Raw genomic sequence first — 13,096 nt, forward strand, 5'->3', positions numbered from 1 at the left:
TCGAAAAGTGAGCCATTTCGCGGGCGGCGGAGTTCAGTGGTCGTTGCAACGGTTTATGGTTCTATCGCCGGTGACGTCAGTCTAGCCAGGTGCTCCATGGGGCTCTGCCAACCCAGGATTTCGCGGGGTCGGCGGTTGAGTTCAGCAGCGACCATGGTGAGGTGTTCTGGGCTGTGGATGCCGAGGTCTGTTCCTTTCGGGAAATATTGCCTGAGCAAGCCATTAGTGTTCTCGTTTGAGCCGCGCTGCCAGGGGCTCGCCGGGTCGCAGAAATAAACCGGAATCAGCGTCTGCCGCGTGAAATCCTGGTGGCAAGCCATTTCAGTGCCCTGATCCCAGGTCAAAGAACGGCGCAGGTGCGGCGGGAGCAGGGTCATCGAATCAGCTAGCCGATCGCGCAGATTTTCAGCACCACGGTTTCCTGCCCGGTGCACGAGGATGATGAAACGTGTGGTCCGTTCGACCAGTGTGGCGATGGTCTGCCGATCACTTCCGCGGGCCTGTCCCGGATCATGACCATGTCCGGGAATCGCTTGTCCGGTGCTCCTTCCGGCGGCGCGGCCGGCGGCCGGTCCGCCCGCTGCGCAGCGAGACAGCAGGATCCACGGCCAAATCCAGGCTTCCTCGCCCATACAGCGCTTGATAAACAGTCTCGGGCGCGACGTGCATCTCGGGTTGTCCCGGGAAATTAGCGCGTAGACGGTTGCTGATCTGGCGAGGGCTCCAGCGTTGCATCAGATGTTCACGCACGAACTCCTGCAGCTCCGGGGTGGCTGCGATCTTGCCGGTCCGTTGGCGGCTCCGTCTACGTTCGGCGATGCGCTGTGCTGTCCGCGGACGGTAGTTTCCAGAGGGTTGGTGAATGTTGCGGCGAATCTCTCGGCTCACGGTGGACGGACTGCGCCCGAGTTCCATCGCGATGGAACGAATGCTCCGCCGGGCATGCAGGAGATCTGCGATCGTGATTCGTTCCGACTCAGAGAGAAACCGGGCGGAGATATCGACCGGCCTCTTATGCGAGATGGGAGCAACCCTCTTGATGTCCCCGGACTTCAGAACAACGGTGTGACCATGCCGCCATCGGGTGCCGGAACTACGGCTGATTCCGACGATTCGGCATGCTTCGGAATTGCCTATTCCCTGTTTCATCAGCTGATCATAGTGAGCCCGTGCAGCGTTCTTTGGAGGGGCTCCCCGTGACTTTCGTGGTCGTTTCATCTCTGCCAATTGCAACTCCTAAACGCTCAGGTGTTGCAACGACCACTAGACGCCAAGCCGTCACAATGGCTCACTTTTCGACCGTCACCGACACCATAACGGGGCATCCCTTTGCTGATGCCCAATAGAGCTAAGGTCCTCGAGCGGGAACCTACCCGACCGGCTTCGTCGGTGCTCGGCCTGACTGAGCCGTTCGCGGACGGTAGTTGCCAGAGGGCTCATGAGTGTTCCGGCGGATCTCACAGCTTATGGTCCAAGGACTGCGTCCGAGTGCCTTGGATATGGCACGGATGCTACGCCGGGCCTGCAGCAGGTCCGGGTTCGTAATCCGCTCGAACCCAGAAAGGAACCGGACGGAGATCACTGTCGGCCTCTCATGTGAGATGGGAGCGTCCTTCGGAGGCGCTCCCGGGACTTCCTGGGCCTTTCATCTCTGCCAATTGCAACTCCTAAATCACTCAAGTGTTGCAACGACCACTGAACGCCAAGGGCTAACCACGGCTACTTTTCGACCATCGTTGACGCCTCAGCCCGCGAGTGCAAGTTGTTGTGCGGCCGTCGGCGCGGCTGGCAGGGCTGGGTCAGTCGGGGAGCGGAGTAGAACGTCCCCAGCCTAAATCCCTCGTCAAATGGTCAAGAAGCGGCTGCACGCGATAGGGGAGGGGCGTCGATACCGTAAGGGTTGTATTCGTATGTCTGACACCGGGGATATCGACCATCCTTGCTGCGGCAGCCTGAAGTTCCTGGAGTGTTGCGGATGCCACTCTTACCAATAAGTCTTCCCTGCCGGCCTGGGTCGTGACTTCGAGGACCTCCGGGATCTGTCTGAGTGCTTCGACGACGGTGCTTAGACGTCGCTGATCGAGTTCGAGACCGACAAAGGCCTGCACGGGGATTCCGGCCGCCTCTAGGTCCACAACCGGCCGGTATCTCTGGAGTACACCCCGCTTTTCCAGACCTTGGAGTCGGGCCAGGACCGTGTTTCGGGAGATGCCCAGTTGGGCGGCAAGGTCTGCGACGCCCGTACGGGCGTTGTTGTCGAGCCTCTTCAGGAGCTCTGAGTCGAGCCTGTCGATACTAATCATTTCGTCCAGCTGAATCCCGCAAAGTTTCCCTCATCTACGTCTGATGCTTAGTTAACTGCCTATAAGTTGACCATAGCCGCAGGCACATCTCAAGCTTATGCATCAGATCAATCAGCACTGCTACCCATAGATATGGAGGCATACATGTGTGAGGTTTTGTTGATCGGCCCCGACGCGAATCAGTTCCGTGAAGTGAACGGGGCGGTTAGCGGTAGCCCACGGGGCCTCCCCTGGCGCAGGAATCAGAGGAGAGATCGCGTCCTTGGTGCATAGCGCGGCATTCCATTCTTGGAGCCCCAGCAATCAGGGTCGCCGGGTACGTCACACCCACCCTCAAGCAGGCTGGAAGAAGAGTGGTGGCCTCCCGGGCTGGACAGAATCCTTAATGCGGTTGACCGCAGCTTCAACTACTAACGGACGAGATGAACCATGATCGTAAAACAATTCGCCCTGCCGGATGTGGGTGAAGGCCTCACCGAGGCAGAAATCATCAATTGGCTTGTCAAACAAGGCGACCAAGTCACGGTTAACCAAGCCATCGTAGAGATCGAGACAGCAAAATCGCTGGTAGAACTCCCTTGCCCATTTGCAGGTGAAGTCAGCGAATTGCTGGCCGCGCAAGGGGAGACGGTTGATGTAGGACGGCCAATCATCAGCATTGTGACTTCATCCCCTGAGCCTGCTGACGGATCCGACAGGCCAGGAACGTCCCCAGAGTCAACAGCCACCGCGGATGAGGAAGATCCCAAACTCCTGGTTGGCTATGGAGCGCGTGAAGTACAAAGTAAGCGACGCCGCGCCCGAGCCGTCCCAAGCGAAGTTAAGGATAGTCCGGCGGTTCAGCCCCCTGCCGAAACCGGGCGCCCAAAGGCGACCCCGCCGGTCAGAAAGCTGGCAAAAGACCTTGGCCTTAATCTGCTTGCCGTCGAACCCACCGGGCCTGGCGGCATATGCACCCGCGAAGATGTGCTCAGGGCACACGCCAGCGACAATGGTTTCAGTGACACCCCGATTGGTGGTCTGAAAGCACAGGTAAACCCCGTCGCTGGCGGCGACATTCGTATTCCTATCAAGGGGGTGCGGAAACACACTGCGGCTGCCATGGTGCAGTCCGCATTTACAGCACCGCACGTCACGGAATTCGTTACAGTCGACATTTCACGGACTCTGGTATTGAAATCCGAAATAGGCCGCCGCAGGGAGTTTTCCGACGTCAAGCTCACACCGCTCGCCTTCGTCGCAAGCGCCTTCCTGAAGGCCATTCAGCGGACGCCCGAGGCGAACTCGAAGTGGGATGAAGCCGCACAGGAAATTGTCCAGTACCGCGAAGTCAACCTAGGCATTGCGGCGGCTACACCGAGAGGGCTGATCGTGCCCAACATCAAGGGTGCCCAGTGTCTGGGTCTCGCTGAACTAGCGACAGCGATCGGTGACCTGGCTTCTACAGCCAGGTCGGGCAAGACCGAACAAGCGGCGATGACCAACGGCACAGTCACGATCACGAATATCGGCGTTTTCGGAATTGATACGGGCACACCAATCCTCAACCCAGGGGAGGCCGCGATCCTGGCTGTAGGAACAGTTCGTCGGACTCCTTGGGTCGTAGAGGACGAACATGGCGAAAGAATCGAGCCTCGATCGGTCCTCCAGCTAGCACTGTCCTTTGACCACCGGGTCATGGATGGACAGCAGGGCTCACAACTCTTGGCAGACACAGCCGCGCTCCTTAGGGAACCCGGTCTGGCACTGCTCTAAACCACCCACGGGTCACAACCCAACTCCCGGGTGCGGCCGCCATCACGAGGCCGCTCCCTAGTGGCAGATGACAGACCATCCCAATCGGACGTCGGTTGAAGTCAGGCAACATCGACGCTCATTCCGAACAAATGTGATGGCGGGTTAGTGGTATGGCCGACCACAGCATCGTTCGGCTCCCACAAGGAGAAGGACTTTGCCGCCAGTTCGTGGACAAAGATACGGCCAGAAGCTTTATCCCATCGAACTTTCAAGGCCATGGGCAAGCTGCCCCGTGGCCGTGGCCGAACCAGAACCGTCAAACAACAAACTAAACGTCAGAGAAGAGGAACCATGCCGGTGCTCCAGAAAGGGCCCCCGCCTGCGTCCGCAGCGCCAGGAGTTCAGGACAATTTGCCGCCGTACCCCGAGGCGGATCTTCTTTACCTTTCGGGCCTCCTCACCGTAGCCGAGCAGGCCCAGCTCGCCCAAGCCCGCAACTTTTTCCAGCAGGAAGTACGCCCCATTGCCGTCGATTTTTGGAATCGAGCGGAATTCCCATTCGAGCTCCTGCCCAAACTGGGCAAACAGCAATTGACCGGACTGAATAGCCGTGGGCATCTATTGGCCGGATTGATCCAGATGGAATTTACACGCGCGGATACTTCCGTGTCCACGTTCTTTGGCGTCCATGACGAACTGTTCACCACAGCGATCCGCGAATTGGGCTCCGATGAGCATCGTCAGACCATGCTTCCAGACTTGCTGTCCCTGAAAAAAATAGGAGCCTTCGCCCTTACGGAGCCCCTGCACGGGTCCGACATTTCCAGGCAGATGGAAACCACTGCAACCCGAAGTGGAGATGAATGGATTCTGAATGGGCACAAAAGATGGATCGGCAACGGTACCTTCGCGGATTACGTCCTGGTCTGGGCCCGCGATACAGCGGACGACCAGATTAAGGGGTTCATTGTCGAGAAAGGCACCGAGGGTTTCCGCACTGAAGCCATACCCAACAAGGCAGCTGTCCGCATTATCCAGAATGCCAACATCACTCTGGATAACGTCAGAATCCCGTTCACCAATTGGCTGCCAGGAACACGAACGTTCCGGGACGCCAACTCTCTCCTCCTTCACTCAAGGGTGTGGGTCAGTTGGCAGGCCGTCGGCCAGCAGTTTGCAGCATTCGATGTTGCGAGGGCATATGCGCTCCAGCGTAAGCAATTCGGCAAACCGATTGCTTCCTTCCAGCTCATTCAGGCCCAACTGGCTCGAATGATAGGAAACGCAACCATGTCCCTTTCCCTGATGATCCAACTCGCACGCCTCACGGAGTCGGGCCTTCTCACCATGGACCATGCTGCGCTGGCAAAAGCAACCTGCACAGAGCGGATGCGCAAGACCGTTGCTCTCGGTAGGTCAATCGTGGGAGGCAATGGAATCAGCACGGACTTCGAGATGGCGAAAATCTTCGCTGACGCGGAAGCCATCTACTCCTACGAGGGCAGCCATGAAATCAACACTCTCTTGGTCGGGCGGGCCCTGACAGGTATCTCTGCGTTCGCCTGACCCAAAGCCCTTGCCGCCCCCCAATATCAGCCGCATCACCACCTGCACCGTCCCGGAAGCAAGCGCCCTACACAGAGGAGCAATTAATATGGAGCTCAGCAATACTGCAGCAATCGTTACCGGCGGCGCGTCAGGTCTTGGCGCAGCCACCGCCCGGGTTCTCGCCGAACGGGGCGCAAACGTGTTTGCCGTCGACCTCGGCGACTCCATCGGAAAGAGTCAGCCGGTGAACGGCGTGGAGTACGTCGAGGCCGACGTGACCGACGTTGCTCAGATCCGTGACGTCGTTTTGAAAGCCTCGGCCGATAAGCCCCTGCGGACAGTAATCAATTGCGCAGGCATTCTCCCAACAATGCGAATCCTCGGGAAAAGAGGCGTACATGACCTCTCACTCTTCGCAAAGGTCATCGAAGTAAACCTCGTCGGATCCTTCAACGTTCTCGCCTCCGCGGCTGAAGCCATCTCACGCACAGACCCGGATAGTGATGGTCAACGCGGTGTAATTATCAACACGGCTTCCATCGCTGCCTTCGAAGGGCAGATTGGCCAAGCCGCCTACGCCTCGTCAAAAGCCGGCATTGTAGGCCTCACCCTTCCTGCAGCCAGGGACCTTGCCCAGTATGGAATACGGGTAAATGCCATAGCACCCGGCATCGTCGAAACCCCCATGATGGCCTCTGTGAGCGATGAAGTGCGTCAGGGACTTGCCGCCGGCGTCACCTTCCCCAAACGGTTAGCCCGCCCCGAGGAATTCGCTCAACTGGCGTTGTCAATCATCGACCACGACTATCTCAACGGGGAAATCATCCGGATGGATGGGGCGCTGCGAATGGCCTCCCGGTAGCCCCGCACATCAACACTGATTTCGAAGGACAAAGCATGCACAGCAAGCCAACACATGAAATACCCTCCCGCCCGGAGGATGTAGTGATTATCGGTGGTGCCCGAACCCCCCAAGGCAAGCTCAACGGCCAGTTGGCGGGACTGACCGCGGTAGAACTCGGTGCAGCAGCAGTAAGCGCAGCACTTGAAAAGGCCGGCATCGATCCGGGCCTGGTAGATGCCGTGGTGATGGGCCAGGTTGTGCAGGCAGGCTCAGGACAAAATCCGGCCCGCCAGACCGCGCTAAAAGCTGGAATTAGCGGGAAAGTACCTGCGACCACAATAAACAAAGTTTGCCTGTCCGGGCTTACCGCCGTCATAGATGCTGCACGCCTCATCCGCGCCGGTGACGCGGAAGTGGTGGTTGCCGGCGGGCAGGAATCCATGAGTCGGAGTCCACACCTGCTGCCTGGCTCGCGCCAAGGATGGCTATACGGCGGCGGCAACTTGATCGATTCCCTTGTCAGTGACGGCCTCAGCGACGCACAGGAAGGCATCTCTATGGGCCTCCTGACTGAACGAGGCAACCAGGTGCACAGCATAGGGAGACGCCAACAAGACGAGGTGGCGGCGGCGTCCCATCGGCGAGCTGCTCAGGCAGCCGACGAAGGAGTGTTCAAGGACGAAATCGTACCCATCACTGTTGACGGCAGGAGGAAAGGACAGTCGCTGGTTCTTGACAGGGACGAACAGATAAGACCGGGCACCGACGTCGGTGTCCTGTCCCAATTACGTCCCGCCTTTGCTGCCGATGGCAGCATCACGGCAGGAAACGCCTCGCCCCTCTCCGATGGAGCTGCAGCCCTTGTCCTCACAAGTCGCGCCAACGCTGAACGACTCCAACTTGAGATCCTTGCCGTCGTCAGCGCCCCTGGCCAAGTAGCTGGTCCTGATAATTCACTGCATTCACAGCCCTCGAACGCCACCCGTGCGGCGCTGGCACGGGCCGGGTGGACCGCAGAAGATCTCGACTTCATCGAGATCAATGAGGCCTTCGGCGCCGTCGCGGTTCAGTCGCTGAACGAGTTGGGAATTCCCTTGGACCGCTGCAACATACACGGCGGGGCCATCGCTTTGGGCCATCCCATCGGAGCTTCGGGGGCGCGCCTGGCACTTCATGCCGCCAACGAACTGTTCCGCCGGGGGTCCGGCCGGGCGGCAGTCGCCCTCTGCGGTGGCGGTGGACAGGGCGAAGCGCTGCTGCTCTACCGGAACTAGCTCCCCCTCCTCAACGACACGGCAAAAGTGCCACGCCTGCGCGGTCCAGAAATCCCATCATCCGCAATCCTGAAAGAATCAACGTGAAGAATAAACATTCCGTCCGTGTATACAAGAGTGAAGAGAACCTTGCTCGCGAGGAGCAGCTGGCGTACAAGATCGCGGTGGTCGCTGCTGACGATGTAGAAGTTACACCGCTAGTGGCTGATATGGTGATCAACCGCGTCATCGATAACGCGTCCGTGGCCATTGCCTCGCTGAACCGGGCGCCGATCGTGGCCGCCCGCGCCCAGGCACTGGCCCACAGCCCCAGTACCGGCGGAAAGGGGGCTAAGGTCTTCGGCGTCGGCGAACGGGTCTCGCCGGAATGGGCTGCCTGGGCCAATGGCGTTGCTGTACGAGAGTTGGATTACCACGACACGTTCCTGGCTGCCGAGTATTCACACCCGGGCGACAACATCCCGCCGATCCTGGCCGTCGCGCAACACATGGGTTCCAGCGGAAAGGACCTGATCCGGGGCATTGCCACCGGCTACGAAATTCAGGTGAACCTTGTGAAGGCGATCTGCCTGCACAAGCACAAGATCGACCACGTCGCCCACCTCGGCCCCTCCGCCGCAGCAGGGATTGGCACCCTGCTGGGCCTTGATGTCGAGACCATCTTCCAGTCTGTTGGTCAGGCGCTGCACACCACTACCGCCACTCGGCAGTCACGTAAGGGCGAGATCTCCACCTGGAAAGCGCACGCCCCCGCCTTCGCCGGGAAGATGGCCGTTGAAGCCGCGGACCGTGCCATGCGCGGACAGACCTCCCCGGTGCCGATCTACGAAGGCGAGGACGGCGTTATCGCCTGGATGCTGGATGGCCCGGGGGCCACCTATGAGGTCCCGCTACCCGAGGCCGGCGAGGCCAAGCGCGCCATCCTGGATACCTACACCAAGGAACATTCCGCCGAATACCAGGCCCAGGCCTTAATCGACCTCGCTCGGAAGCTGCACAAGGACTACCCGGAGGTCACCGACCCCGCAAACGTGAAGTCGGTGCAAATTAGGACGAGCCACCACACTCACTACGTCATCGGGTCCGGCGCCAATGATCCGCAGAAATATGACCCGACCGCCTCACGGGAGACGCTGGACCACTCCATCCCGTATATCTTCACCGTCGCGCTCCAGGACGGGGCCTGGCACCACGTGGATTCCTACGCCCCCGAACGCGCCGCCCGGCCTGACACCGTCGAGCTGTGGCGCAAGGTGACCACCGAGGAAGACCTGGAGTGGACCCGCCGCTACCACTCCCTGGACACCAACGAAAAAGCCTTCGGCGGATCCGTGGAAATCACCCTTACCGACGGCACCATCATCACCGATGAGATCGCTGTGGCCGACGCCCACCCGCTTGGGGCCCGGCCCTTCGCCCGCGAACAGTACGTGCACAAGTTCCGCACCCTTGCGGCCGGGCTCGTCGAGGATGCCGAAATCGAGCGTTTCCTCGCTGCTGCCGAAGCCCTTCCGGACCTGGGCCCGGGCGAGCTGGACCAGTTAAACATCACCGCCGCCCCCGGCGTCATCGACCTCAACGCAGCACCACAGGGGCTGTTCTAAATGCTGTATTCAGGAACAACGCCCGAGTGGAAACGCGTTAGACTGCGGGAACTCCTGCGATCCGGGCCCATCGCGCAGTTTCCCGGCGCCTTCAACCCACTTTCGGCGCGGCTGATCGAGGAAAAGGGCTTCGCGGGCGTTTACATTTCCGGCGCCGTCTTGGCCAATGACTTGGGCCTGCCGGACATCGGGCTCACCACGCTCACCGAGGTAGCCACCCGTGCCGGTCAGATCGCCCGGATGACCGACCTGCCCGCGATCGTGGACGCGGATACTGGCTTCGGCGAACCGATGAACGTTGCCCGCACCGTCCAGGAAATCGAGAATGCAGGCCTGGCCGGTCTCCACATCGAGGACCAGTTCAACCCCAAACGCTGCGGCCATTTGGATGGGAAAAACGTGGTGGACCTCGACACGGCCACCAAGCGGATCAGGGCAGCCGCCGACGCCCGCCGCGACCCCAACTTCCTGATCATGGCCCGCACCGACATCCGCGCCGTGGATGGACTCCGGGCAGCCAAAGACCGGGCAAAGGCCTTGGTCGACGCCGGCGCGGACGCCATCTTCCCCGAGGCCATGCGAGACCTGCACGAGTTCCGTGCCATTCGGGACGCCGTCGACGTGCCGATCCTTGCCAACATGACCGAGTTCGGCAAAAGCGACCTGTTCACCAAAGACCAACTGCAGAACGTAGGCGTCAACATGGTGATCTATCCGGTGACCCTGCTCCGCAGCGCCATGGGCGCTGCTGAACGGGTTTTGGACACGCTCAGAAGCCTCGGAACACAGCAGGTCCGCGTCCCCGAAATGCTCACTCGTGCGCGTCTTTATGACTTGGTGGACTACGAGGCCTACAACAAATTCGATTCCGACGTCTTCAACTTCCAGATCCCTAATATCCGCTAACACACGTAATGCAACGAAGGAGTTCAGCATGACTGATACAGACATTCGAAAAGGCCTCACTGGGGTCGTGGTGGACTACACCGCCATTTCCAAGGTCAACCCGGATACCAACTCCCTGCTGTACCGCGGCTACCCGGTTCAGGAACTCGCCGCTCGGTGCAGCTTCGAAGAGGTCGCCTACCTCCTCTGGAACGCTGAGCTGCCCTCAGAAAGCGCACTTGCGGAGTTCACTGCTCGCGAGCGTGCAAGCAGGAGCCTCGATCCGGCTCTCAAAATGATCATTGATTCGCTGCCTAAGTCCGCTCATCCGATGGACGTCTGCCGCACCGCAGCATCCGTCCTCGGCGCGCGTCACCCGCTGTCCGAGCACTCCTCACCAGAGGCAAACCTGACAAAGGCCATTGATCTGTTTGCGGCCATGCCTGCCGTTGTTGCCTACGACCAGCGCCGCCGCCGCGGGCAGGATCTCGTGAATCCTCGGGATGATCTGGGCTACTCGGCCAATTTCCTCTGGATGAGCTTTGGTGAAGAACCCGCGGACGCGGTCGTAGAGGCTTTCAATGTCTCCATGATCCTGTACGCGGAGCACTCCTTCAACGCCTCCACGTTCACTGCGCGTGTAGTCACGTCCACACTTTCGGACCTGCATTCCGCCGTTACAGCCGGCATCGGGGCGCTCAAAGGTCACCTGCACGGCGGCGCCAATGAAGCAGTCATGCACACCTTCACTGAAATCGGCATACGCCCGGAGGAATCTCTCGACGAAGCCGCGACCCGGGCCAAATCCTGGATGGAGGAAGCCCTCGCAGAGAAGAAAAAGGTCATGGGTTTCGGACACCGGGTCTATAAGAACGGCGATTCCCGGGTGCCCACCATGAAGGGGGCCCTGGACAAGCTGATCGACTACTACGGCAGGCCGGAAATTCTGGGACTGTACAACGGCCTCGAACAGGCGATGGACGAAGCCAAGGCTATCAAGCCAAACCTTGACTACCCTTCGGGTCCGGCCTATCACCTCATCGGCTTCGACACCCCCATGTTCACCCCCATCTTCGTCGCCAGCCGTATCCCCGGCATGACCGCCCACATCATGGAGCAGGCCGCTTCCAACACCCTCATCCGCCCGCTCAGTGCCTACAACGGGCCCGAAGAGCGGTCGGTCCCGGTTGGAATCCACACCCACTCCTAGTTGCCTAACGCAGCCTCCTTCGAGGAAGAGCATGAATTTTCGAACCATCACCGTAAAGCAAAGTGGACGCGTAGGCGTCATCACACTGAATCGACCGGAGGCTCTCAACGCACTGAACCTTCAACTCATGCAAGAAGTCGTCTCGGCTGCCAGAAGCTTAGACAAGGACCCTGATACGGGTGCCATCCTTCTGACCGGATCCGATCGCGCCTTCGCCGCAGGGGCCGACATCAAGGAGATGTCTTCCCGGACTTACATGGATATGTACTTGGACGATTGGCTGCAGGGCTGGGACGGTCTGGCCGCCGTACGGACCCCGATAATTGCTGCCGTCGCTGGCCACGCGCTGGGCGGAGGCTGTGAACTGGCAATGATGTGCGACTTCATCATTGCAGCTGACTCAGCGCGATTTGGCCAGCCCGAGATCAAATTGGGCGTCATACCTGGCATGGGAGGTTCACAGCGGTTGACGCGCGCCGTCGGCAAGGCAAAGGCTATGGAGATGATCCTCACGGGCCGCACTATCGACGCGGCTGAGGCTGAACGCATCGGTCTGGTAGCAAGGCTTGTCCCTCACGACAGGCTCCTGGAGGATGCCCTGGAAACTGCGAAGGCTATCTCTGAGAAGTCCGCGCCAATTGTCATGCTGGCAAAGGAGGCAGTGAATGCTGCCTTTCAAATGCCCCTGGACAGCGGCATCCTCTTCGAACGCAGGATTTTTCACTCTGTGTTCGCCAGCTCGGACCAAAAGGAAGGTATGCGCGCCTTCGTCGAAAAGAGACAGCCCAACTTTACCCACGGCTGACGCCCTACCAGCTGCGGGGCGACGCGCACACTTCAATCTCCCAGCAGCCCGCGACGACAAACCTGTCAAAAATTCCCGGCGCGGCAAGGAGAAGCGCAACGCACACGCCCGAAGGCCGGGTGCCGCGCCGGGATCCCACACCTACAAAACAGTCCGCCCGACGCGAAGCCAGTTCACCCTTCGGGACCCCAACCATGAATCACTCTCGGTCACCACGCCACTTCGACAGACAAAGAGGGACTGTAAGAAAAACGGTGTGTGAGGGTCCGGCCTGATCCGAAAGGAGACGGCCGTGTCAGAGTCCACGACCGAGATCACAGGGGTGATGATCGATCCTGTGACGGGAGAGATCATCGATCAGAAGGAGCTTGCGGAGCGGTTGCTCGCGCAGGCCAAGGAGCAGGGCGAGAGCCTGGTAGGCCCTGGCGGGCTGCTGAACCAGCTCACGAGGAATGTGCTGGAGACCGCGCTGGAAGCGGAACTGACCGAGCACCTCGGGCACGAGCACGGCCAGACCCCGATCGCAGCCAACATGCGCAACGGCACCAGATCAAAAACCGTGCTGACCGAGATCGGCCCGGTCGAGATTGAGGTGCCCCGGGACCGGGACGGCTCGTTCGAGCCGGTGATCGTTCCCAAACGGAAACGGCGTCTGGACGGGATCGACCAGATCGTCCTCTCGCTGTCCGCACGGGGTCTGACCACCGGGGAAATCGCTGCGCACTTCGAGGAGGTCTACGGCGCCAGGGTCTCCAAAGACACCGTCAGCCGCATCACGGAGAAGGTTGCCGGGGAGCTGGCCGAATGGTCTGCCCGACCTTTGGATCCGATCTAATACGAAAGTAGGGCTTGTCAGGCTGCGGTGGCCGGAGTGATGGTCACGTTG

General features: G+C 60.0%; 10 protein-coding genes and 2 pseudogenes. 9 read left to right on the plus strand and 3 right to left on the minus strand.

What is annotated here, in order from left to right:
- Positions 1-53 precede the first annotated feature (53 nt).
- The 3 genes and pseudogenes from ACYSM9_RS09330 to ACYSM9_RS09340 all read right to left on the minus strand — a co-directional run bounded on the left by ACYSM9_RS09330 (position 54) and on the right by ACYSM9_RS09340 (position 2,303).
- Positions 54-1,149 (minus strand): annotated as a pseudogene (locus ACYSM9_RS09330) (IS30 family transposase).
- Between the two features lie 220 nt (positions 1,150-1,369).
- Entirely contained in the window at positions 1,370-1,582 is a 213-nt protein-coding gene (locus ACYSM9_RS09335) for a helix-turn-helix domain-containing protein (protein ID WP_461856694.1), read from the minus strand.
- A 217-nt stretch (positions 1,583-1,799) separates the two neighbouring features.
- Positions 1,800-2,303 (minus strand): Lrp/AsnC family transcriptional regulator, encoded by a 504-nt coding sequence (locus ACYSM9_RS09340; RefSeq protein ID WP_307090609.1) that lies wholly within the window; start codon positions 2,301-2,303, stop codon positions 1,800-1,802.
- A 429-nt stretch (positions 2,304-2,732) separates the two neighbouring features.
- On the opposite strand from ACYSM9_RS09340, the gene ACYSM9_RS09345 reads away from it, so the two are divergent.
- The 9 genes and pseudogenes from ACYSM9_RS09345 to ACYSM9_RS09385 form a co-directional block, all read left to right on the plus strand.
- A complete protein-coding gene (locus tag ACYSM9_RS09345) occupies positions 2,733-4,058 on the plus strand; it encodes a dihydrolipoamide acetyltransferase family protein (RefSeq protein ID WP_461856695.1) in 1,326 nt (441 codons plus the stop codon).
- 333 nt (positions 4,059-4,391) lie between these two features.
- Entirely contained in the window at positions 4,392-5,606 is a 1,215-nt protein-coding gene (locus ACYSM9_RS09350; RefSeq protein ID WP_373427720.1) for an acyl-CoA dehydrogenase family protein, read from the plus strand.
- Between the two features lie 88 nt (positions 5,607-5,694).
- The gene (locus ACYSM9_RS09355; RefSeq protein ID WP_307090606.1) at positions 5,695-6,450 is read left to right on the plus strand and encodes an SDR family NAD(P)-dependent oxidoreductase; all 756 of its coding nucleotides are present in this window, start codon (positions 5,695-5,697) and stop codon (positions 6,448-6,450) included.
- Positions 6,451-6,485: 35 nt separating this feature from the next.
- Positions 6,486-7,706, plus strand: coding sequence for an acetyl-CoA C-acetyltransferase (locus tag ACYSM9_RS09360; protein ID WP_461856696.1), 1,221 nt, complete (start codon positions 6,486-6,488; stop codon positions 7,704-7,706).
- A gap of 83 nt (positions 7,707-7,789) precedes the next feature.
- Positions 7,790-9,310, plus strand: a complete 1,521-nt coding sequence (locus ACYSM9_RS09365; RefSeq protein ID WP_461856697.1) for an MmgE/PrpD family protein — start codon at positions 7,790-7,792, stop codon at positions 9,308-9,310.
- Entirely contained in the window at positions 9,311-10,216 is a 906-nt protein-coding gene (prpB, locus tag ACYSM9_RS09370; RefSeq protein WP_461856698.1) for a methylisocitrate lyase, read from the plus strand.
- A gap of 28 nt (positions 10,217-10,244) precedes the next feature.
- A complete protein-coding gene (locus tag ACYSM9_RS09375) occupies positions 10,245-11,405 on the plus strand; it encodes a bifunctional 2-methylcitrate synthase/citrate synthase (protein ID WP_461856699.1) in 1,161 nt (386 codons plus the stop codon).
- Positions 11,406-11,436: 31 nt separating this feature from the next.
- The gene (locus ACYSM9_RS09380; RefSeq protein WP_056394556.1) at positions 11,437-12,210 is read left to right on the plus strand and encodes an enoyl-CoA hydratase; all 774 of its coding nucleotides are present in this window, start codon (positions 11,437-11,439) and stop codon (positions 12,208-12,210) included.
- A 325-nt stretch (positions 12,211-12,535) separates the two neighbouring features.
- Positions 12,536-13,042: pseudogene (locus ACYSM9_RS09385) on the plus strand (transposase); the annotation flags it as partial.
- Positions 13,043-13,096 lie beyond the last annotated feature (54 nt).

It is taken from the genome of Arthrobacter sp. C152 (assembly GCF_054890965.1).